The sequence below is a fragment of the Actinoallomurus sp. NPDC052308 genome, from assembly GCF_040679195.1.
Lineage (GTDB): Bacteria > Actinomycetota > Actinomycetes > Streptosporangiales > Streptosporangiaceae > Actinoallomurus > Actinoallomurus liliacearum.
In genome coordinates, this window is sequence record NZ_JBFAUM010000002.1 from 1,013,093 (window position 1) to 1,035,410 (window position 22,318).

Sequence of the window (22,318 nt, forward strand, 5' to 3'; positions counted from 1 at the left end):
GTCACGAACCGGCGGGCCTACCGAGTCACCCCTGTCGACGGACATCCTCCGGCGAAGGGACGGTTGAGATGACGGCACGCATTCTGGTGCTCGGCGCGGGCTACTCGGGTCTGGTGGCGGCCCGGCTGATCGCCAAGGACCACGGCGCGCGGGTGACGCTGGTCAACGCGAGCGACCGGTTCGTGGAACGGGTACGGCTGCACCAGGTCGCGGCGGGCCAGGACGTACGGACGCGGGCGATCGCGGACCTGCTCGACGGCGCGTCCGTCGACTTCGTCCTGGGCCGGGTCACCGCGATCGCCCCGGCGGAACGCGAGGTCGAACTGGCCGACGGGCGGCGGCTCGGCTACGACACGCTCGTCTACGCGCTCGGCAGCAGGTCGGACGCCGAGAGCGTCCCCGGCGTCGCCGAACACGCCTACCCGCTCGCCCTCGGCGAGGACGCCGTACGGTTGCGGGAGCGGCTCGCCGCCGGCGGCACCGTCGCGGTGGTCGGCGGCGGCCTGACGGGGATCGAGGCGGCGACCGAGCTCGCGGAGACGCGGCCGGAGCTGACCGTACGGCTGCTGACCGCCGGCCGCCTCGGCGCCGCCCTGTCCGAACGCGGCCGCCGCCACCTGCGGCGCGCGCTCGACCGGCTCCGCGTGGACGTTCTGGAGAACGCGCGGGTCACCGAGGTGCGCGCGAACGGCCTGCTGCTGGCCGACGGTGACCACGTGCCCACCGACACCGTCGTGTGGGCCGCCGGCTTCAGCGTCCCGGACCTGGCCCGGAAGGCGGGCTTCGCCGTCGACGAACACGGCCGGATGCTCGTCGACGCGACGCTGCGCTCGGTGTCGCATCCGGAGGTGTACGCGATCGGCGACGCGGCGGCGATGCACCGGCAGGACGGCCAGGAGCTCCGCATGGCGTGCGCCACCGGCCTGCCCGCCGCCCGCCACGTGGCCCGCACGGTCCGCCAGGGCCTGGGCCGGCGCGCGCCGAGCCCGTTCCGGTTCCGCTACCTCAACCAGTGCATCAGCCTGGGCCGCCGCGACGCCCTGATCCAGTACGTACGGGCGGACGACAGCCCGGTCGAGTTCGTCCTCACCGGCCGCCTCGCCGCCCTGTACAAGGACGTCATCGTCCGCGGCGCCCTCGCCGCCCAACGCCACCCGGGCCTGGTCGCCCTCACCCCCGGCGGCGGCCCCTCCCGAAGTCGGATCGACGCGACCGACGTCACCCGTCTCGCCGACCACGCCACCGCGCGCCGTTGATCAGAAGCGGAAACCGAAGAGCCCGCCATCAAGAGGGTGACTCGGCGCCCTTCGGGCGGATACCGACGTCCTGCGCACGGACCTCGGCGCGTTCGGGGACGGTGCCGGCGTCGTGCTGGTGGGGCCACTCCTACGGCGGGATGCGATCTCCGAGGTGGCCGGTCACCCCGCCGTACGGCGCGGCCTACCTCGCGGCGGCCTTCCCGCAGGAGGGCGAGTCCCTGCTCGGCAACGCTTCGTCGGCCTGACCTCTGTTCCCCGAGCGGGGAGGTCGCGCAGGCCACATCGGGTCGCGGATACGGCGAGTCGTCCGTTCCCGTACGGTTCGGCGCGTACGGTGGCTGACCGTGGAGGGAGACCTGGAGCGGCTGACCGCGTACACGTATCTCACCGTGCCGGACCGCGCGGCGTACATCGCGATCATGCGGGTGTTCACCTCGACGCTCTTGGCGGATCTGTCGGCGCACGACCTGGCCGAGCGTCTCGACGATCAGTACCCGGTCGAGACGGTCGCCGCGAAGCTGGACGCGTTGACGACCTGGGGGAATCTCATCCCCAGCTCCCGGCCGGTGAAGGCGGGCAGCATCCGGGAGTACCACCGGGTCCGGTCGCGCTACCAGCTGTCCGCTCTCGGAGAGCGGATCCAGCGGCAGGCGGACGAGATCCTCGTCAACGCCGACGCCGCGCGCGAGGTGAGCCGGGAGCTGCTCGCCCTCGTGGCCCGGGGGCTGGCCGAGCTGGAGGAGTCGGCCGGACGGCCGGGCGGCATCGACCCGCGCGAGGCGCTGGACCGCGTCTCGACGCTGTTCGCGCAGTTCGGTCAGTTCGCCGACTCGGTCCGCGACTTCTACGCCTACCTCGGCCAGGTGATCTTCCGGTACGACCTGGACGGCGCGGAGTTCACCGGGTTCAAGGAGCTGCTGCTGGACTACGCGGAGACGATCACCGATGAGGTGGCGCTGTTCGCCCCGCAGATCGAGGCGAGCATCCAGGGGCTGTGGCCGCGGCTGCCTGCCCTCCTGGCGGGCATCGACGCGGCGGACCAGGGCCTCGCGGCCCTCCAGGACGCCGACGTGCGGATCCAGCGGAGCCGCGGCCGGGAGCTCGACGACTGGGCGGGGCTGCGCGCGTGGTTCTTCGACGACACCGGCCAGGGGAGCCAGGTCGACCAGCTTCGCGACGCGACGCTGCGGGCCTTGCAGGCGCTGCTGGCCAACGCCAAGCGCATGATCCGGTCGGCGGGCGGCGGGCTGTCCCGCCGACGCGACCTGATCCGGCTCGCGCAGTGGTTCGACGGCGCCGACGACGCGACCGCGCATGACCTGTTCGTCGCGGCGTTCGGGCTGTACGGGGCGCGTCACCTGGGTGTCGCCCCGGACACCGACCAGGACGTGCCGGCGACGACGAGCTGGTGGGACGGCCCGGCCGCCCGCGTCCCCGTGGCGCTGAAGGAACGCGGCTCGCGCGCGCCCCGGGGCCGTACCGCCGGGCCGGAGGACTACGCGGACCAGCGGGCGCGGCTGCGGGAGCGGGCGGAGGAGGACGCCCGCCGGCAGCGTGCCGCGGCGGCCGAGCTGCGCGCGGCGGGCCCGCGGCTCGGTGACGTACGGCTGTCCGCCCCGGCCACCCGGCTGTTCCTCGACCTGCTCGCGCGCTCCCTGGCCGCGGCCCCGCCGCGGTTCGACGACGCGGAGACCTCCGACGACGACCTGGACGTCCGGCTCCGCCTCATCCGTACGGCCGGGGCGGCGACCGTCGTCCACGGCGCGGACGGCGACCTGGTCCTCGACGGGCTGCGCGTCGACCTCGGTGCCGCCGCGCGCCCGGACCTGGAGGCGGCCGGATGACCACAGGCCCGAAGGAGCGCGCATGAGTGACTTCGCCGACGAGCTGGCGGCCGAGCGGCGCGCCGCGGCCCGGCTGCTGCTGCGCGAGCCCCTGGTCACCCCGGTGACGCATCCGGAGGAGTTCCCGTTGATCCGGCGGCACGCCGACGAGCTGGCCCGGCAGTTCGGGCAGTTGCTGGGGTACCGCCTCGTCGTCGAGCCCGGCTTCGCGCGGCTGCTCAAGGCGGGTCTCGGCCGGAGCTCCGGCCGGTGGCTCGAGCGCGCGTCCGGCGCGCCGTTCACCCCCCGCACGTACGCCTATCTCGCGCTGGCGCTGTCGGTCCTGGTCACGGCGCCCGAGCAGGTGCTGCTGTCGGAGATCGTCACCCGTACCCGCGCCGCCGCCGCGGAGGCGGGCATCGAGCTGGGCGAGCCGAACCGCATCGTCGAACGCCGCGCGCTGGTCGCCGCGCTCAAGCAGCTGATGGCCTGGCACGTGCTGGCGGAGGACGAGGGATCGGTGGAGTCCTACTCCGGCGACGGCGGCGCCGAGGCGCTGCTGACCGTCGACCGGGAGATCGCGCGGCGCCTGGTGAGCGGCCCGATCGGCCGGGCCTCCTCCCCTGACGAGCTGATCGGGCTGGCGGCCGCGCCCGAGCACGCCGGTCCCCGGCACGCCCTACGGCGGCGGCTGGTGGAGACCCCGGTCGTGTACGTCGACGAGCTGACCGACGAGGAACGCGACTGGCTGCGCCGCAACCAGCGCCGCGAGCAGCGCACGTTCGAGGAGTTCTGCGGCCTGGACGCCGAGATCCGGGCGGAGGGCGTCGCCCTGCTCGATCCGGCCGGGGAGCTGAGCGACCTCGAGTTCCCCGGCATCGGGACCGTGCCGTGGGCCGCGCTGCTGGTGCTCGAACGCCTGGTCGCCGAGCTGACCCCGGACGGCGGCTCCGCCGGCATCCCCGAGGGGCGGATCGAGTCCGTGCTCGCCGAGCTGGTCGAACGGCACCGCAAGGCGTGGGCGGAGCGGTACACCGACGCGCCCGAACTGCTGCACGCGGCCGTCACCGACCTCCTGCTGCGCATGCGCCTGATCGACCGGTCCGGCGACGGCGGCCTGCGCCTGCGCGCCGCCGCCGCCCGCTACTCCCCGGAGGTGACGACGTGACCCCGCTCCCGAGGAACCCGCACCGGTTTCGGCTGAGCCGCGCCGGGATCCACCAGGTGTGGCAGTACGACGAGGAGTTCCTGTTCGGCGGCGGGCGGCTGCTGCTGCGCGGCAAGAACGGCGCCGGCAAGTCCAAGGCCCTGGAGATGCTGCTGCCGTTCCTGCTGGACGGCGACACCCGCAGGATCGACGCCGCCGGCGGCGGTAAGACGACGCTGAAGTGGCTGATGCTGGACGGCTGGGCGGCCGGCACGAACCGGCTGGGCTACCTGTGGATCGAGTTCACCCGGACCACCGGCGACGGCGCCGACGAACGCCGCACGCTCGGCGCCGCGATCCGGGCGTCCAAGTCGACGGGCGAGGCGAAGCCGACGTTCTTCGTGACCTCGCTCGCCGTCGGTGACGACCTGCCGCTGCACGACCCGGCCCGCCGGCCCACGCCCGCCGAGCTGCGGGAGCTGATCGGCGCGGAGAACTGCTTCGACCGCGCGGCCGACTACCGCGCCCGCGTCGCCCGGGACCTGTTCGGCCTCACCGACCTGGCGCGGTACCGCAACCTGGTGCACCTGCTGTACGGGCTGCGCCGGCCGACGATCGGCGACCGGATCGAGTCCGGTGAGCTGGTGAAGGTGCTCAGCGACGCCCTGCCGCCCCTCGACGACGAGGTCATCGACAAGGTCGCCCGCAACTTCGATGACCTCGACACCGTACGCGACGAACTGGCGCGGCTGGAGCGGACCGACACCGCGCTGACGACGTTCCTGACCGCCTACCGCGGCTACCTGCGCGGCGTGCTTCGCGGCCGGGTCGCCCAGGTCGACGACGCGCTGGGCCTCCTGCGCGAACGACGGCGCGCGGCCGGGAACGCCGAACGCGCCCTCGCCCAGCTCAAGGACCAGGAGGCCGAGACGGAGGCCCAGGTGGCGAGCCTGGAGCAGGCCCGCGACACGGCCGACGCCGACCTGCGGGCGCTGCGGGAGAGCGCGGCGTACGGCGCGCTGAACGACCTGCGGGAGAAGCGCAACACCGTACGCGCCGTGGAGGACGCCGCGCGCAGCGCCTGGACCGCCGCCGACCTGGCCCGCAAAGGTGAGGCGACCGCGGCGGACCGGCTCTCCACGGGAACCGCCGAGATCGCCCGCGACCTGACCGACCTGCGCGGTTCGCTGCGCGACGCCCGCGTCGGCAGCCGCGCGTGCGGGATCGACGAGGCGCTGCTGGGCGAGCCGCCCGCCGGGACGGTCAGGACGCTGGCCACGGTGGAGAGCGAGCCCGTCACCGATCCGGACGGCCGCGCTCAGCAGGTCGTACGCCCTGGTGGCGGGACGTTCCGCGAAGGGACGGCCGAGGAGCTGGAGGCCTGGCGGGACGGCCTGGCCGAGGCCACCAAGGTGGTCAGGCAACGGCAGCGCGCCGCCGACGCGCTCACCGAACGACTGAATGAGGTCACCGCCGCGGAGAGCCGCGCGGCGGCCCTGCGTCAGGACGCCGAGCGCCTGGAGGCACAGCTCAGCGGGGCACAGGACCGCGAGCGGCAGCGCGGCACGAACCTGGTCGAGGCGTCCGCCGCGTACGCCCGGCTCGTCCGCGAGTGGGCGGACCGGCTCCCGGACCCGGCGACGGTGCGGACGCTCGTCGCCCTGCCCGGCGAGGACGACGACCTGCCGGTCACCGAGCGCTGCCTCGACCGCGACGTCCCCGAGACCCTCGCCCAGGCCGCGCACGAGGTGACCGACCCGGTGCTCGCCGCCTGCGACGTCGAACGCGACGACGCCGTCGCCCGCGAGCGCTCCCTCGCCGCCGACCTGTCCGAGGCGCGTGCCGAGCGGAGCCACTGGGAACGGCAGTCCGATCCCGAACCGCCACGCTCCCCGTACGCCACCGCCGACCGGCCACCGCACGGCGGCGCTCCGCTGTTCCGGCTGCTGGACTTCGCGGACGGGCTGCCCGACGCCGACCGCACCGGCCTGGAGGCCGCGCTGGAGGCGAGCGGCCTGCTCGGCGCCTGGGTGTGCGCCGACGGCACCGCGCTGGCCGCCGACACGCGCGACGTCCTGCTCCGCCCGGGAACCCCGGTCGTCGGCCCGAGCCTGGCCGACGTCCTCCGGCCCGTACCCGCCGAGGGCGTGAGCGCGGCCGATCTGGAGCGGCTGCTGCGCTCGATCGGGCTCGGCGAGACGGAGTCGGCGTCGAGCTGGGCGGCCGCGGACGGCCGCTGGCGGCTCGGCGTGGCCCGCGGCGCATACGGAAAGGACCATCCGGAGTACGTCGGCGCGGGCGTCCGCGCGGCGACCCGGCAGCGCCGCATCGCGGCCCTGACCACGCGGATCGAGGAGCTGGCGGCCGCGCTGGAGACCGCGCGATCCACACGCGCGCGGATCGAGGAGCGGCGCGACGCGCTCCGCAGGGTGCTACGCGAGATCCCACGCTCACGCGCCCTCACCGACGCGTGGACGGCTTACGACGAGGCGATCGCCGAGACGGGACGGCTCACCGCGGACCTGGCGGGCGCCCGCCGCGCGGCCGAGGCGTCCCGCGCCGACGCCGTGCGGCTGCGCACCCGCGCCGAAGCACAGGCCGGCGCCGACGGCCTGCCCGCCGACCGAGACGACCTCGCCCGGATCCGCGCCGACCTCGGCACCCTGCACGCCCGGATCGGCGCGCTCGGCCGCGACGCCGGACGCGTGCTGGACCGGCTGTCGGCGCACGACGCGGTCCGCGGCGGCTGGGAGAGGGCCCGCGCCGACCGTACGCGTGCCGAGAACGATTACGCGTCCGCCCGGTCGGCGCTCACCGCCGCACAGCGCGAACTGACACTGCTGGAGGAGTCCGTCGGCGCGAGCGAGCAGGAGATCCTCGCGCGGGAACGCGAGGCTCAGGACCGCCTGGACACGGCGGCACGCGGACTCCCGCCGCTCCGGTCCCGGCACGACGAGCTCCTCAGGGACCGCATCGAGGCCGGCGTACGCCGCGAGAACGCCCTCACCGCGCTCGCCGAACAGGAGCGGAACGTCGTCGACGGCGGTGTCCGGCTGCGGCGCCCGCTCGGCCTGCCCGGCCTGCCGCTCGCCGCCGGCCTGGGCGACGTCGAGGAGCCGCTGCGTGCGTACGACGCCGCGCAGGACGGCGACGTACGCGCCCGGATCAAGGCGCTGAACGCCCTCGCCGACGACCTCGGCGCCCGGCTCGGCCCGGCGTCCGCCGACGTCAGCGACTCGCTGATCCTTCGCCGCGGAGAGGAACTGCGCGACAACCTCGCGGGCGGGTACGACGCGGGCGTCGACGAGGTGGACGGCGTGAAACGATTCGCGCTGCACGACGACACCGGGGCGCACGACGTCGCCGTCGTCGGCACACGCATCGGCGCGGCCCTCGCCGAGGCCCGGCTGCGGCTGTCCACCCGCGAACAGGAGGTGTTCGAGCGGTACCTGCTGGGCGAACTCGGCGACCACCTGTCTCGGCAGGTCCTCGCCGCGCACAACCTCGTCGCGGCGATGAACGAGACCCTCGAGGAGGTTCGCTCCTCGCACGGCATCGGCACCCGCCTCGTGTGGGAGCTGCCGGCCGGCGGCGACGCCGACATCCGCGCGGCCGTCGACCTGCTCCGCCGCCCGTCGGCACTGCGCACCCGCGACCAGTCCACCCGCCTCCGCGACGCCCTGCGCCGCCGCATCGAGGACGCCCGGCGCGCCGACCCGTCCGCCGGATACGCCCTGCACCTGCGGACGGCGCTGGACTACCGGGCCTGGTTCGCGTTCCGGGTGAAGGTGACCGACGAGGCCAACCCCGACCGGGAACGGGTGCTCAGCCACCGCACCGCGCTCAGCCAGGGCGAACAGCGCGTCGTGTCGTACCTCGTGCTGTTCGCGACCGCCGCGGCGCACTTCTCCTCGCTCGGCGACGCCGCCCCGGCCGCACCACGCCTCATCCTGCTCGACGACGCGTTCGCCAAGGTCGACGAGCCGACGCACGGACGGCTGCTCGGCCTGCTGGTCGAGCTCGACCTGGACTTCATCATCACCAGCGAACGCCTGTTCGGCTGCTTCGCGACCGTGCCGAGCCTGCACATCTACGAGTGCCTGCGCGACCCGCACGTCCGAGGCGTCGCCACCGTCCACTTCACCTGGGACGGCCGGCACAAGCACCTGGTGGGCACGTGACCTCCACCGCCGGACCCGGGATGGCCGCCGGGGAGCCGGAGGCGTCAGGCTCCGAGCGTGGGATGACCGCGCGGGCTCGCGCGTGGCTCGACCAGCCCGCCCTCGCCCGGCTGTGGGACCGGCTGCGCGACCGTCTCGAACGCAACGGCCTGCAGGTACGCGGCCGGCTGCGTCTCGACGGCGTCACCGTCGCCGAACGCGAGGCCCTCGCTCTGCTCACCGGCCGGCCGTACGCCGGAGGCACCGTGTCGATCGCGCTCGCCGACCTCGACGCGCAGCTCCGTACGGGCGCGGCCGAGCGCGGCCTCGTCGAGGTCGTCGCGGAACTCCGCGGCCCCCTCACCGACCGCCCCGCCGCCCGCGACGCCCGCCGCGCCGCCGCCGAGGCGACCTGGTCCGCCGCGGATCACGCGCTACGGTCCCACGGCCTGGCCGACGCGAACTGGCCGAGGCCGTGGCTGGAAGAGGTACGGCGCGCCGGCACCCTGGCCCGGCTCGCCCCGGACAACGCGAGGCGGCTGATCGTCCAGGCCATCGACATCATGGCCGTGCTGACCGGCCCGGGCGCGGCCCTGGGAGCCGTGGCTTCGGATGTGGCGGGCCTGCCGGGCCGTGGCGAACTCGCCGAACGCGTGACCGGAACCGCGCACGGCCTGGACGACGGCACCCTGCTGTCGCGGATCGTCCTGCGCGCCCTCGCCCGGGTTATGGAGGTGCCGCCGCCACAGGACGCCCGCACCCGGCGCGAGCTGTGGGAGGCGGCCGGTGTGGCCGTCGACCGCGTGTCGACCACGGTCCTCACTCTCGGGCTCGCCCCCCTCGGCGACGAACCCGCCGTACGGCTGCTCCGCGACCGCACACGGGCCGGCTACGAGACCCACCTGACGCTGCGCGACCTGACCCGCGTCACGTGGCGTCTCCCTCCGGGCACCGAGGTCTTCGTCTGCGAGAACCCCCGCGTCGTCGAGGCCGCCGCCGACCGCGGATGCGTCCGGCCGCTGGTCTGCGCATCCGGCAACCCGACGACCACGGCCCTCACCCTGCTCGACGCCCTCCACGCCGCGGGCGCGCGTCTCACCTACCGGGGCGACTTCGACTGGCCGGGGATCGCCATCGCCAACCGCGTGATCGACCGATACGCCGCCCGCCCGTGGCGCATGCGAGCGGCCGACTACGAGCAGCACGTCGCCACGGCCCGCGACCGCGGCACCCCGCTGCTGCCGCTGACCGGCGCCCCCGTCGACGCGCTCTGGGACCCGGAACTGACCCCCGCCATGACCGCGCTCGGCGTCGCCGTCCAGGAGGAGTCCGCCCTCGAACTCCTCCTCACCGATCTGCTCTCAGCCTGAGAGACGCCAGTACCTCTAAGCTCCAGCCTCATGTCCATTCGCTTTGATCAGACCGGCTGGGAGCAGTTGGGGCCCGGCGCCTGGCGGAACTCCGACGGCGACATCGCCGAGTTGCACGGCTTCGACATCCCGCCCAACCTCGCGGCGCCGCTGGAGAACCTGGAGGCGCTCCGGCGCGACACGGTGGCGCGCACGGCCGCCTCCGGCGGCGGTCTGATCGAGTTGGACCCGGTCGCCCTGCACGGCCTCCCGGCGTTCCAGCAGATCGTCAAGCTGCCGCTGCCCGACCGGCCCGGGGTGGCCTACATCCCGTCCTTCACCCTGCCGCGGGCCGACCGCAGCCTGGTCTTCAAGTTCATGTGCGTCGAACAGGGCGTGACCGGGATGCGGGACACGGTGGCGTTCGACCGTTTCATGACCGAGCACGGGAACGGCCGACCCCCTCAGGAGATGATGCGGTACTGGGCCCAGCACCCGTACGCGCCCGAGGTCCAGGGCGGCCTGCCGCGCAACTGGTCCGAGGACCCGTGGTGGGACCAGCACTTCCCCCAGCATCCGCTGTCCCGCGCCCGCCGTCTCCTCCACGCCCTGGCTCCGACGATCGAGGTGCACCCGGACTTCCACGCGGCACCGCCCTGGCGCGGCTAGACCCTCGGAGCGCGCCAGGCTCCCGACCGGCTCACGCGCGGGCGCAGGGCCGCCGCTCTCCGTATGAACGGCCCGCGTCCGGTGGGCAAGATCTCCCTGGCCGTGGCCGCGAATCCGCGATCTCCGCCGTGGAACGTTCCTAGGATGCCCGGATGGCGGAGATCATCGACTACGGAAGGTTCACGGAACGGCTCGCCCGGCCACGCCCGCGCTGGGAGCTGCTGGACGAGGTGCAGCGCGAGTGGGGATACGAGGATCCCGGCGGCGAACCCCTCGTGACGCGAGAGGGCGAGGCGCCGGGGTACGAGCTCGACGAGTCCGATCCCATTCCGGCGGCGCTCGTGGAATGGTGGGACTCTCCCGTCAACTCCTTCGCCTTCCGGCCGCGCCTGTACTGGACGCACTCCCAGTGGCCGCCGTCCGCGCCCGACACGGTCGAGAACCCGCCGGGTGACGAGATCCGTGTCATCATGGCCGAGTACGAGTACGTCACCCAGTGGGGCTACCTCGCCTCCGAGGCGCACCTTCCCGACCCGAAGGTCGTGGTCAACACCCATGAGGGCTGGGTGGTGCAGAGCCGGTCCATCTCCGAGTTCTTCCTGCAGCTCGCCCTGGAACGGCTCCCCGCCTGCTTCGGCTGGACGCTGCGGGTCCCTCGTTCCGTCGTGGCCGGCGACCCCGCGATCGTCGAGCGGCTCCAGGCGTCGTACCGGGATCTGGGCCTGCCGCCCTGGCAGGAGTCGGGCACCGACGCCCTGTCGTACGGGGCTCCGGACGCGCTCATCCGCCACGGCCGGGGATCGGGCGCCACCAACGCGATCGTGATTCAGGGCCGGACCCGCGAGGCCGTCGTCCAGGTCGCGGACACCTTGGGCCTCACCTGGACGGACAAGGAGCTCGGGGCGCCGGGCACGCTGCCGTCCCCCGTCGCGGACCTCGCCCCCGCGTCCTTCACCGAAGGCGGTACGGACGACCGGCTCCGCTGGACGGTCGTCTCGACGGCGGCGACGCCGCCGGTTCCGGCCGTCCCCGACGTCCCCGGACTCCGCGACCTGCCGGGACGTACGGTGGCCGCCGCCGACCAGGACGGGACGACGGCCGTCGCGGGAGACTCTACCGGCCGGGTCCACGTCCGAGCGACCGACGGCTCGCAGCTCGCCGACCGGGCGCTGCACCGCGCGCCGGTGACGGCCGTCACCTGCCACCGGCTGGAAGACGGCGCCCGCCTGGTCATGAGCGGCGACGCCCACGGCGTGCTCCGCTACTGGGTGACCGGCCGCGAACCGATGCGCCGGGCTTTCGACCGGCGAAGGGCACCGGTCGCCGCGCTCACGTCCGCGCGCCTGGCGACCGGCCCGGCGCTGGCCGCCGCCTGGGCGGACGGGCTGACGCGGGTCTGGGACCTGCGCTCCATGGGCGTCGCCGACCTGCCGCTCGGAACCGGCGTCGAGTCCCTCGCCCTGGCCTCCGACGGCGTGCTGTACGTGACCACCGGCGAGGGCACCGCGGCGCTCCGGCTCGACCCGGACCGGCTGTGGCCGACCCGCGGGCTACAGCTGCGGCTCGACGAGATCGACTGGGACTCCCTCTGGAGCAACCGCGGCCCCGCCTACGAGGTCCCCGACCTGATCGCCGAGGTGGCCTCCGACGACGAGGACGAGGCTCAGGCCGCGGTCAAGGGGCTTTATGAGCTCCTCGTTTCCAAACACACAACGCTCAGCGCGGCCGCCGCCGCGGTGCCGTTCCTGGTCGAACGGATGCTCATCCCCACCAACCGGGCGCGCAACACCCTGCTGCTCCTCATCGCGGACATCGCCGACGGTCCCGGCGAGGAACGCGAGGCGGTCATCGCCGCGGTCCCCTCCCTGCTTCACCTGCAGGAAGACGAGCACCCGTCCATCCGCTGGGCGGCGGGAGAGCTCGTACGCATCTGCGGCGCCCCGACCGCCCAGTGACGTCGACCGAGTTCGGGCCGCGAGATTAGAAGCCGTACGATTCCGCACCCGTTCTAACAAAGGAGACCCCGGCGGTTGAACGAATCGCCAACCGCCGGGGTCCCTTCAGAAAACGAAGAGCAGATCAGGCCCTCTTCAGGTAAGAGGAGTAGACCCATCCCCACTTACCGGTGTTGGCGCCGCTGGTCACCTTGCCGTAGGTCCAGACCTGGTCGCTGACACCGATCCCGTACGACGGGTCGTACTTGCACGTGCCGTAGAACTTGGTCCCGGTGGAGAGGCTGCCCAGGGCGGTGTAGCCCGTGCTGGGTCCGGTGCGGAATTTGACGGTGGTGGTCGTCTTGTACGTGCTGTCGGTGATGTTGACGGTGCACTTGGAGGAACCCACAGCGCTTGCGGCGGTGGCCGTGGCGACCACTCCGCCGAGAGCGACCGCACCGGCAACGACCGCCGTAACGGCGCTCTTCTTAAACTTGTTCATGCCTCTTCCAAGAATCGATTGGCACGTTCCAGGGGAATCTAACATCCGAAAAGTTCGTCATGATCAGCGCCCCCCGATCTTTCGGAACCGACTCCTGGCGTCCCTCGTCTCGCTCCCGCGCGCCGGCCTCCCGAAAACGCCGACCGCCATCTCGGACGCCCGGTGTGTATGCGCACCCGCCTCTCCGAGCGGGTCGGTCATCCACCGGATTCGGACAACTGCAGCAGGAACCCGGCGTCCCCGTTCCCCGGGCCTGCCGCGGTCGGTTCCTGGTTTCGCGCAGCTCACCGGCGTAGGACCGGGCCGACCGAGGCAGCACACCGTCGAAGACCTGCCACCGGAACACCAGCACGCGCAGCTGCAACGCGGGGTCGGTCATCGTCAGCCGGCGCGGATGGCCGAACCGGGCATGATCCTCGGCCTCCAGGCCGGTCAGCCGGTCCGGGCCATCGACGGCGCTCATGCGCGGGGTGAGGTTCGCTCAGTGCTTGTGTGCGGTGACCAGAGCGAAGGAGAGGAATTCTCCGCGGTCTTGGGTGAGCATGTCGATGACGGGCTGCTTCGCGCTCTGGCTGGCCGGGTCGTGCTCGGCTCCTGCCCTGGTCCACAGCAACCAGTCCCGCCAGGCGTCTTGCTGCAGTCGCGCGGAGGTGACTTCGACCAACTCGGTGATCTGCCACTGGAAGCGCCACCAGTCAGCCGTATGCCAGGCGATCGCCTCCCAGCCGACCACCTTCTTGATGTGGGGCGGGATGGCCCCGAGGTCGCGGACCTCCCGTGTCATGGCGGGAGTCGCCATGCCCAATTGTCCGCCAGGGCGGAGGAACCGCACCAGGTAGGGCAGATAGCTGTCCGCCGTACCGAAGTACTCGAACGCGTCCACGCTCACTATGGCGTCGAAGCTCTCCTCCTCGAACGGCAAGGCGTGTGCCTCAGCTTGAACGGCCGCCACCTGGTCGCCGACGCCCGCCTCGGCGAAGACGGCTGCCGCGTCCTCGGGGGCGATCCACAAGTCGGCCGCAACGACCTGGGCGTCGTATTCGCGGGTCAGGAAGACCGACGTGGCACCCTTGCCGGAGCCGAGGTCGAGAATCCGCATCCCCGGACGCAGATCAAGGTTCCGGGCGAGGTCCTCCAGCAGCCACAACGGGTTCGGGCCCATGTCGAGGTCGAGCAACCAGGCGGGCTCATAACGAGAGGAACGCGGATAGCGGTCCGGGCGTATGAGGTCGTTCAAGTTGGTCACGAGCACGAACTAAAGCTGATCACCAGCCTGGGAACAACCCGTTTTCGCCTCACCATCTCGGCTCCCGTCAACGGGTATGGTGCGGCGGCACTCTCGTAACTCTGGTCACGGGCGGAGCCAGATGAAGAGTGCGGCGGTGGTGACGGTGCCGAGGAAACGGTCTGCCACGGGCCGAAGCGTTCGGGCAGCCCGCGCCACTGGCAGCTGGTGCTGAGCCGATGGATAATCCCGTTGATCACCTGGCGGTGGTCGCGTCACCGGCCGCACCGGTTGTTGCTCTGGGCAGTAGCGGCTTCAGCACCACCCACTCGGCGTCCGCGAGATCCCCTCTGCTGGGCATGACCACGACAACGAGCAACCCAGTGAAGAGATACGACCTTCAGCGAGCCGAATGTGTGTTGCCCAGGAGGGCGATCAACGATTACCGTGACGCCAGCGCGACATACGCGTGATCGCGGGATGAGGAGGTTGATGAATATGGCCGTCGTCGGCCCTCATCAGCATGCCCTCATCCGGCCCGCGCGGTAGCAGAGCGCGGCCCGGGTCGTTCCAACGACCAGGAGAGACACGTGTCTTCCCTTTCCTACTCGTCTACCCCCGCCGATGTGATCACCAAGCGTCTGATCCTGCGGCCCTGGACCACGAGCGAGGCCACTGCGGTCCTCGACGACACCCGCTGCCCGCACTGGGCGGACGACTTTCCCGCCGAAGGCGATCGTGTGATCGCGGGCCTTCTCGTTCAGCACCCTGCCTGGCTCGGCACATACGGCCACCGACTGATCATCGAGCGCGAGAGCGGCTTGGTGGTGGGCTCGATCGGTCTGTTCTGGCCGCCTGACGAGGGTGTTCTCGAGATCGGTTACGGCATCGTGGTCTCCCGCCGGGGCCGAGGCTATGCCCCCGAGGCGACCCGGGGCCTGGCGGAGTTCGCCCTCGCCGCCCCTGACGTCCACGCTGTGTCCGCGAACGTGGAACTGTCGAACTCGCCCTCGATCCGAGTGCTGGAGAAGGCCGGCTTCCATCGGTCGGCGACCGAGGAGAACACAGCCCGGTTCAGGATGACGCGCCCGGATCCCGATCGGCGCTGATTCCCCAGGGCCCTGGAGGCGATGCCTCCAGGGCCCCATCGCTGACGCCGAGTGCCCGGACAACCGGAGTGATCGGAGAGACAGAACCTGGCCGAGCTCCGACCGGAGGGACGGGATCATCGGCGACGACGACTATTCCCGGGTGACAGGAGCGTTGCCGTCAGGGGACGCGGTCGGCTCAGCCGGGTTCGACATAAGGCAGGCGGGCACTTCGTCGCGTACGACCCGCGGTTCCCCTGTGGAACGAGGTGTAGCGCCTCCTCGCTGAGCGCCCGGGCCAACGGCGCAGGCGAACCGGACCCGACTCCAGGCCCGGCCGCTCGTTCAGCGGCGGCCGAGCGGGCAGTGGGCGCTCCGATCCCGGTTGGGACAGCAGACGATGGCGAAGCCGGCGAAGTTGCCGCCGCTCAGCCACCACGCCCAGACGATGTCGTTGCCGCGCCGCAGGGTGTCCAGCGCGGTCGCGGCCATGGTCCGTACGGTCGGCGCGTGGCGTCGCAGCTCGGGGTGGGCGATCGACGACTCGATCTCGACGTATTGCCGTTCCAGCCAGGCGACCGCGTCCACCGGGTCCTCCCAGGTGCCCTTGATGAAGCGAGCGGGCTTGGCGAGCCACGCGGCGGTGCGCTCGGGCGGGACGGGCGAGCTGTCGAACCCGGCCCCGCCCGGCGACCGTACGGCGTCGTAGGGCCGGACGGCCTCGCCAGGCCCCCGGTAGCCGTACGCGTGGAAGTGCACGGCGCCCCCTCCCGTGGGCGCGGCCCGGGACGAAACCCGGGGCCGCCGCCCGTCGCTCACGGTCGGACCGCCTCGACGACGGCGACGAGAACGCACGCCTCGCCGTCCTCGCCCGTGTAGCCGCCGCACCGGGTCGTCTTGCGCCACGACACGCCGCTGAGCTGGTATTCCATCGTTTCACCTCCCCCCTGCCGTCGCGTGGGACCCGGACTCCGGGCAGGGGAGGACGACCGTCGCGGACGGTTCCGCGGCGAAGACGGCGGTGACCGTACGGCCCTGGTCGTTGCCGTGCCAGCCCCAGCTGTCGGCGAGGAGCGCGACCGTACGCAGGCCGCGCCCGCACTCGGCGAACTCGTCCGCGTCGGCGACCGCAGGCACGGCCGGGCCGCCCTGGTCGGTCACGGAGATCTCCGTACGGCCGGCCGCGTGGTAGACGTCGACGGTGAACGAGCCGCCCTGCCCGGAGCGGGTGTGCCTTAAGGCGTTCGCCACGAGCTCGCCGACGGTCAGCAGGACCTCGTCCAGCCGCGGCCGCTCGGGCAGCAGCGTGGCGACGAACGCCCGTACGGCGTGGGCCTGGTCGGGGGTGCCGGGGAACACCGCCCGCCAGTACATGACCGGCGCGACGACAGCCGGTTCCGGTTGCGCGAGAAGCATGGACACCTCGTGGGGGTGGACGATCGGCGGCGTACCGCCGGAGTGCTTCTCACCTCACACGAGGCACATGGGTCGTCACAGCCGGTAGGCGGACCTGAACGCCCGGAACCGGGATTCGCACGCGAGATCGCGGCACGCCACCGATCGGCGAGCACCGTGCCGGAGCGTCACCCGGCGGAACGTTCGGCCGTCAGCTCACGCTTCGGGCCGACGAAGCACGAGGAACCGCACGTTTGGAAGACTGTCCGGATCTTGACGTCTGTTCTCGGAGTTGTTGAATGCATCGCCGGGCCCTCATCTGCCTCCCGCGCGTTCTGCTGGCCCTGAACGCCTGCCGGGACAACGGCAAGTCCAGCGCCGCCCCCTCGGCACCGCCGTCGGCCGCGACCACCTCCCCGACGGCCGCCCCGGCGACGAGCACGCCCGTCCCGAGCCCGACGCACGCGAAGACGCACCGCCCCGCCCCTTCGCCGACCACTCGCAAGCCGGCGCTGGCCGGACCGGGTAAGACCTGTGGCACCGTCCAGCCGCCCGGCAACGGCCCGATGGCCGCGATCGGCGTACTCAAGGGACACGTCAACTGCGCCACGGCAGTGGCGATCTTCCGCACCTACTACCGGACGGACCCTCCGAAGCAGGGCAGCGCGGGCGTGGCGACCGTCCACGGCTGGCGCTGCGCCAGCAACTCGGCCGCCCAGACGAACCTCAGCGGCCGGATGTCCACCTGCCGGACCTCGACCATCACGATCGCCGCCGACGTCATCCCCTGATCATGATGAAGACCCTCGGTCGGCACGCTTTTCGAAGCCGCTCTCGGTCTCAGTGTGGGGAACGTTCGCGGGGGCAAGGGGTGCTCAGGGGATTTCGGCTCGGCGCCGAAGACGACTGGTGACGAACCGTTTCGGGCTCGAGAGCGCTCAGCGCCGAGATCCCGGTTACGGTAACGAGATGATCTTCGTGAGCGGTCAGAGTCCGTTGCCGTGAGGCGGCGCATTATGGTGGGCGCGCCGATCGGCGCCGCCCTGGTCGCGGTCGCCGGAACGGCCGCGTGGTGGTTCTGGCCGCCTCATGTCGATCACTCGCTGATGGCGGAGGCCTCTCCGATCATCGACCGCCACCTGGAGAACAGGTCGGCAGGACTTCCCGGGGAGATCTCCCCGCCCGCCGAGTCGTCCGCGCGCTGGTTCTGTGCGGAGAGAACGATCGAGACCCACCGGCGCGGAACCGAGATGCTCGTCAGTCTGATCACCGACTGCAGGGAGTACGCCCTGCACGGAACGGAGCTCCACTATGACTCCGCTTCGCAGGAGCCACTGCTCGTCACCCTGGACCGCGCCTCGGGACGGCTCGTCGTACGGCGCGTGACGGCGGCCCTGGAGGGGGCCATGTTCGACCCGTCACTGAAACGGATGTTCTCCCGGCGCGCGTACCGAACGTACCGGCTCGACGACGAACCCCCCTCCCCCGACGCCGAGGCCCGGCGAGCCTTCGGCCTCCCCTCCGACGCTCCCGTACATTCGGTCTGACGGCGCTCCACCCGCGGGGCCGCCGCGGCGTCCAACCGACGTTCCCCGACACGAACGATCGCCTTCGCGCGCCGGCGAGCCCGCTGCGCGTCTTCGGGAGAACGCCCGGCACCGCCGCGCTCCGGCCGGTGTCTCAGAGGCGGACGACCACCAGGGCGATATCGTCAGAGGCGCCGGAGCGGAGCCGGTCCAGCAGGGCGTCGGCCAAGTCCTGCGGTGGCAGCCCCCGGTACTCGGCGAGGGCGGCGGTGAGCCGGGCCACCCCGATGTCGATGTCCTCATCGCGGCGTTCGATGAGCCCATCGGTGTAGAGGACGAGGGTGTCCCCCGGACCGTACTGCAGGGTGGCCTGGGGCCGGGGGACGGCTTCGGGGCGGACGCCCAGCGGCGGGTCGGTCGCCTTGTCGAGCAGTTCATGACCACCGCCGGAGTGCGCGAGCACCGGCGGCAGATGACCGGCGCTGCTGTAGGCGATGATGCGGCTGCGGGGGTGGATCACGGCCTTGACGGCGGTCGCGGCGAGCGCCCCTTCTACGGAACCGGCGTACTGGTCCAGGGTCTGCAGCGCCTGCGCGGGGCTGTGGGTGTTCCGGACGGCACCGCTCAGGATGAACCGCAACGTCCCCATGATGGCGGCGGCCTCCAACCCGTGGCCGACGACGTCGCCGACCGCCATGGACAGGGCCCCCTGGGGCAGGTCCACCACGTCGTACCAGTCGCCGCACACGTTCAGCGTGTCGGTCGCCGGCTCGTACCGCACCGCGATCTCCGAGTGCCGGGCCAGGTCCGGCGAATGCAGCATGCGGTCCTGGATGGCCAGGGCGACCTGACGTTCGCGGGCGTACGACTGGCGCAGCTCATCGTTCAGCCGCTGCAACTCCCGCGCCCGGTCGAACAACTCGGCCGCCAGCGCCTGCTCCCGCCCGCTCGGGTTCTCGTTCGGCGGCCGGTCACCGGAGTCGCAGAAGTCGACGAACGCGGTGACGTCCATCGTCCGCATCAGAAGCCACGCCAGCGCGCCGCCCGGGCCGACCACGGGGGTGGTGATCGACGACCACCAGCGTTCCTCGAACTCCCCAGGCCGTCCCGGCACCGGAACGTCATACCGGATCGGCGCCATCGTGTCGGGCCGGTGCGACATCGCCACCCAGCGCAGCGAGGCCTCCAGTCTGCGCTTCCCGTCACTGGAGGGGCCTGCGGGATCGGCCGGGAAGACCTCGAACAGGTTCTTCCCGATCAACTCCTCACGGGTCCTCCCCGTCACCTCGAGAAGCGCCTGATTGACGTCTGTGATCACGAAGTCGGGGTCCAGCACCGCATAAGGAGTCGGAGCGACCGCGAACAGCGCTCCATAATCGATCTTCGCAGTACTCACGGACCCCCACCCATCCTCCTGCTACCTGACGATTCACCCACCGAAAATGCTATTTCAGATGGATTCGACAGGCCCCTGCGGGGCGGTCAGGTCGCCACTTCCGTAACACGGATCCCAAAACCTCGAAATCGTCGCATAGCCCAAGAGCGCCCATACGAGCCCCACTCCCGACGGGGTCGGGGTCCGCTCTGCCGCCACGACGATGTCGGCCTGGCCGTCTCGACCTCGAAGTACTAACGGAGGTAGGAGGCACCGTTGAGGTCGATCACCGCGCCGCTGGCCCACAGGGCGTCCGGCGAGGCAAGCCAGGCCACCGCGGCGGCGATCTCCTCAGGCTCGGCGACGCGACCGAACGGGCTCTGCGCCCGGATGGCCTCGCCCGCCGGGCCGGAGAGCATCGTCTCGACCATGTCGGTCCGTACGAACCCGGGGGCGACGGCCGCGACGCCGATGCCGTACGGCGCCAGGGCGACCGCCAGCGACTGGGTCATCGCGTGCACCGCCGCCTTGCTCGCCCCGTACGCGACGGCGACCGGCTCACCGCGGTAGGCGCCGCGCGAGCCGACGTTGATGATCCGCGCGCCCTCGGCGCCCTCCGGCCGGGTGCGCAGGTGCTCGACGACGCACCAGGTCACGTTGGCCGTACCGTGCACGTTGACGTCGATGACACGCCGCCAGCCCTCGTGCCACTCCTCGTACGAGGTCGCATCGATCGGCTGATGGCCGTGGACCGCCGCGTTGTTGACCAGCACGTCCACGCCGCCGAGCCCGGTGATCGCCTCGCCGACGAACTCCTGGACCCGGGCCGGATCGGCGAGGTCGCCGGAGACGACGACGTGACCCTCACCCGGAAGCCCGGCGACGACGGCACGCGCTGCGGGAACGTCCGACCCGCAGTGGACGGCCACGGTGAAGCCGTCCGCCGCCAGCCGCGCGGCCACGGCCGCGCCGATGCCCCGCGACCCGCCGGTGACGAGCGCACGTTTTCCGGACACGCGATCCCTCCTCGCAAGATGTCTGACAAACGTAGCGGGCTCGCCGGTACAGCGCGCGGATGGGAGCACCCGCCAGGAATGCGGCGGCGTCCTCGCAGATCCCCGGCGACGGCACCCCTGTCGACCAGGCCACCGGCGCCTGCCTGACCGACCCCGCCGACAGCCGCACCGTCACAGCCCGGCATGCCCGACATCGTCACATAGTGGGCGTACGGTGCGATCATGGCGCTCACCGACATCACGCGCGAAGCGGTCCTCGCCGCGATCGCCGAATTCGACCGCCTGGGCCGGGACTCCTTCCTGGAGAAGTACGGGTTCGACTCCTCCCGGGTGTACTGGCTCGTGTACGACGGAACGCGCTACGACTCCAAGGCCATCGCGGGCGCCGCCCACGGCTACCTGCCCGGCCGGTCTCCCCTGGGGGCGAAGGACTTCTCCGGCGGCAGAGGCCACGCGGAGACCGTCCTGCGGCGCCTCGGCTTCGAAGTGCCCAGCGCCCCTAACGCCGACTCGTCCGGCCTTCGCACCACGGACGAGATCACCTCGACCATCGGCGACCTGCGTCCTGCCTCGGCCTCCGGCAAACCGATGCTCAAACAGGCCGTTGTCCTCCTGTGGGCGATCGGCCGTGCCCGCGCCGGCCACGACCGTCTCCTGGGATGGCCCGACACCGTTGCCGCGCTGACCCCGTTGCTGAAGACCCATCGCCGAGACGGCGAAAGCCGCCACGGCCGGCCGGACTACCCGATCGCCGCGCTGTTCCATGCCGGGCTGTGGGAGCTGCCCGGCCACACCGACGTCCCACGGGCCCACGGCACCGCTGTATGGACGTGGTTCGCCGAACACGCACCCGAAGGCGGCCTACCGGAGACCGTCTACACGCTCGCCCGCCGCTCGGGTCCGGTGCGGGTTCGAATGATCGAAGCGATCACCGCGCGGTTCCTCGACGACTTCGACGAAAGCGAACTCCTCACCGCCGTCGGGCTCTACGACGAAGACGTCGCCACCGACGAAGCACCGCCGCCCGGAGGCTCCGGCCAGGAGACGGCACCCGGGGGCACCCCCGAGGCCGACTACGCCCGCCTGTGCGAACTGGTGGCGCGCCGGGAGAGCCGCACATACGGGCAGCGGCGCACCAGGATCGCCAACGACCCGATCCGGGTCGGCGTCGCCCGCCGGGCGGTCCTGCTCCGCAGCGAAGGCCGCTGCGAGAACCCCGGATGCGCCAAGCCGGCCCCGGACCGCAACGACCGCGGAGAGCCGCTCCTGGAAGTCGACCACATCGAGCAACTGGCCGACGGCGGCCGGGACCATCCCGTCCAGATGATCGCCCTGTGCCCCGACTGCCACCAGGTCAAGACGCACGGACAGAGCCGCCACCAGCTCATCCCCGTGTTGGCCCAGCAGGCACGCGAACTCCACGACCAGTGGATGAGCGCCGACGGCTGGCCCTCGAGAAGAGCCGTGGAGGGCGAGCGATGACGCTAGCTGGCGAAGGTCTGCGCCCACCAGACCGCCGGGCCAGTCGTGCTGCCAGGGCGTCGGCCGAACCCGCAGAGTTGGCCGACGGTCTTCAGATGCTCGGGCACGTTGTCCGGGACAGGGCATTCGACCGGTTGCTCGGCAGGTGGCCTCAGGTACACCCCGGCGGCTCTGTCGATTGCTGGAGGCTCGCCTCACCGGCTTCCTGCGGGCAGGATTCCGTGCCTTGACGGCGCGCACGAACGAGTACATCTGGCCCGGCATGCTGAATCCATAGCCGCGTCGGCCGACGTTCCGCAGTGACCCGCCCGCAGGTATGGGTCACCGCGGAGCAGACCGTACGGTCGGCACGGGCCGAATGTCGGGTG

Annotated in this window: 19 protein-coding genes; 11 read left to right on the forward strand and 8 right to left on the reverse strand. The window is 72.2% G+C overall.

Going from position 1 to position 22,318, the window contains the following annotated elements; all coding sequences use genetic code 11:
- Window positions 1-68: 68 nt before the first annotated feature.
- The 7 genes from AB0L00_RS10905 to AB0L00_RS10935 all read left to right on the forward strand — a co-directional run bounded on the left by AB0L00_RS10905 (window position 69) and on the right by AB0L00_RS10935 (window position 12,362).
- Window positions 69-1,256 (forward strand): FAD-dependent oxidoreductase, encoded by a 1,188-nt coding sequence (locus AB0L00_RS10905; RefSeq protein WP_364431342.1) that lies wholly within the window; start codon window positions 69-71, stop codon window positions 1,254-1,256.
- 347 nt (window positions 1,257-1,603) lie between these two features.
- Window positions 1,604-3,103 (forward strand): TIGR02677 family protein, encoded by a 1,500-nt coding sequence (locus AB0L00_RS10910; protein ID WP_364431345.1) that lies wholly within the window; start codon window positions 1,604-1,606, stop codon window positions 3,101-3,103.
- A 22-nt stretch (window positions 3,104-3,125) separates the two neighbouring features.
- Window positions 3,126-4,250 (forward strand): TIGR02678 family protein, encoded by a 1,125-nt coding sequence (locus AB0L00_RS10915; RefSeq protein ID WP_364431348.1) that lies wholly within the window; start codon window positions 3,126-3,128, stop codon window positions 4,248-4,250.
- Entirely contained in the window at window positions 4,247-8,410 is a 4,164-nt protein-coding gene (locus tag AB0L00_RS10920; protein ID WP_364431351.1) for a TIGR02680 family protein, read from the forward strand. Before AB0L00_RS10915 ends, AB0L00_RS10920 begins: the two co-directional genes overlap by 4 nt.
- Window positions 8,407-9,759: a TIGR02679 family protein gene (locus AB0L00_RS10925; RefSeq protein WP_364431353.1), complete on the forward strand. Its 1,353-nt coding sequence runs from the start codon at window positions 8,407-8,409 to the stop codon at window positions 9,757-9,759. The genes AB0L00_RS10920 and AB0L00_RS10925 overlap by 4 nt, the downstream gene beginning before the upstream one ends.
- Before the next feature lie 30 nt (window positions 9,760-9,789).
- Window positions 9,790-10,407 carry a hypothetical protein gene (locus AB0L00_RS10930; RefSeq protein WP_364431356.1) on the forward strand — a complete coding sequence of 206 codons (618 nt, stop codon included), beginning with the start codon at window positions 9,790-9,792 and terminating at the stop codon, window positions 10,405-10,407.
- A 152-nt stretch (window positions 10,408-10,559) separates the two neighbouring features.
- Complete coding sequence (locus AB0L00_RS10935) at window positions 10,560-12,362, forward strand: hypothetical protein (RefSeq protein WP_364431359.1); 1,803 nt, start codon at window positions 10,560-10,562, stop codon at window positions 12,360-12,362.
- A 124-nt stretch (window positions 12,363-12,486) separates the two neighbouring features.
- Here the strand turns inward: AB0L00_RS10935 and AB0L00_RS10940 are convergent, their stop codons facing one another.
- Genes AB0L00_RS10940 through AB0L00_RS10955 form a run of 4 tightly spaced genes read right to left on the reverse strand, consistent with a single transcriptional unit; the run spans window position 12,487 to window position 14,328 of the window.
- Window positions 12,487-12,843 (reverse strand): hypothetical protein, encoded by a 357-nt coding sequence (locus AB0L00_RS10940; RefSeq protein WP_364431362.1) that lies wholly within the window; start codon window positions 12,841-12,843, stop codon window positions 12,487-12,489.
- Window positions 12,830-13,306, reverse strand: coding sequence for a Swt1 family HEPN domain-containing protein (locus AB0L00_RS10945; protein WP_364431365.1), 477 nt, complete (start codon window positions 13,304-13,306; stop codon window positions 12,830-12,832). The genes AB0L00_RS10940 and AB0L00_RS10945 overlap by 14 nt, the downstream gene beginning before the upstream one ends.
- Window positions 13,307-13,324: 18 nt before the next feature.
- Window positions 13,325-14,095, reverse strand: coding sequence for a methyltransferase domain-containing protein (locus AB0L00_RS10950; RefSeq protein ID WP_364431368.1), 771 nt, complete (start codon window positions 14,093-14,095; stop codon window positions 13,325-13,327).
- The gene (locus AB0L00_RS10955; RefSeq protein ID WP_364431370.1) at window positions 14,086-14,328 is read right to left on the reverse strand and encodes a transposase; all 243 of its coding nucleotides are present in this window, start codon (window positions 14,326-14,328) and stop codon (window positions 14,086-14,088) included. Before AB0L00_RS10955 ends, AB0L00_RS10950 begins: the two co-directional genes overlap by 10 nt.
- A 366-nt stretch (window positions 14,329-14,694) precedes the next feature.
- Between AB0L00_RS10955 and AB0L00_RS10960 the strand changes: the two genes are divergently transcribed.
- Complete coding sequence (locus AB0L00_RS10960) at window positions 14,695-15,177, forward strand: GNAT family N-acetyltransferase (protein ID WP_364431372.1); 483 nt, start codon at window positions 14,695-14,697, stop codon at window positions 15,175-15,177.
- 324 nt (window positions 15,178-15,501) lie between these two features.
- Here AB0L00_RS10960 and AB0L00_RS10965 read toward each other — a convergent pair whose 3' ends face one another.
- Together AB0L00_RS10965 and AB0L00_RS10970 are read right to left on the reverse strand one after the other, a co-directional pair.
- Entirely contained in the window at window positions 15,502-15,915 is a 414-nt protein-coding gene (locus AB0L00_RS10965) for a hypothetical protein (RefSeq protein ID WP_364431374.1), read from the reverse strand.
- A 177-nt stretch (window positions 15,916-16,092) separates the two neighbouring features.
- Window positions 16,093-16,572: an ATP-binding protein gene (locus AB0L00_RS10970; RefSeq protein WP_364431376.1), complete on the reverse strand. Its 480-nt coding sequence runs from the start codon at window positions 16,570-16,572 to the stop codon at window positions 16,093-16,095.
- 278 nt (window positions 16,573-16,850) lie between these two features.
- On the opposite strand from AB0L00_RS10970, the gene AB0L00_RS10975 reads away from it, so the two are divergent.
- Window positions 16,851-17,342 carry a hypothetical protein gene (locus tag AB0L00_RS10975; protein WP_364431378.1) on the forward strand — a complete coding sequence of 164 codons (492 nt, stop codon included), beginning with the start codon at window positions 16,851-16,853 and terminating at the stop codon, window positions 17,340-17,342.
- Between the two features lie 210 nt (window positions 17,343-17,552).
- Window positions 17,553-18,098 (forward strand): hypothetical protein, encoded by a 546-nt coding sequence (locus tag AB0L00_RS10980; RefSeq protein ID WP_364431381.1) that lies wholly within the window; start codon window positions 17,553-17,555, stop codon window positions 18,096-18,098.
- 133 nt (window positions 18,099-18,231) lie between these two features.
- Here the strand turns inward: AB0L00_RS10980 and AB0L00_RS10985 are convergent, their stop codons facing one another.
- On the reverse strand, window positions 18,232-19,473 hold the full coding sequence (locus AB0L00_RS10985; RefSeq protein WP_364431383.1) for a SpoIIE family protein phosphatase: 1,242 nt from the start codon (window positions 19,471-19,473) through the stop codon (window positions 18,232-18,234).
- Window positions 19,474-19,706: 233 nt separating this feature from the next.
- Complete coding sequence (locus tag AB0L00_RS10990; protein ID WP_364431386.1) at window positions 19,707-20,468, reverse strand: SDR family NAD(P)-dependent oxidoreductase; 762 nt, start codon at window positions 20,466-20,468, stop codon at window positions 19,707-19,709.
- 222 nt (window positions 20,469-20,690) lie between these two features.
- On the opposite strand from AB0L00_RS10990, the gene AB0L00_RS10995 reads away from it, so the two are divergent.
- Complete coding sequence (locus tag AB0L00_RS10995; RefSeq protein ID WP_364431388.1) at window positions 20,691-21,950, forward strand: HNH endonuclease signature motif containing protein; 1,260 nt, start codon at window positions 20,691-20,693, stop codon at window positions 21,948-21,950.
- Window positions 21,951-22,318 lie beyond the last annotated feature (368 nt).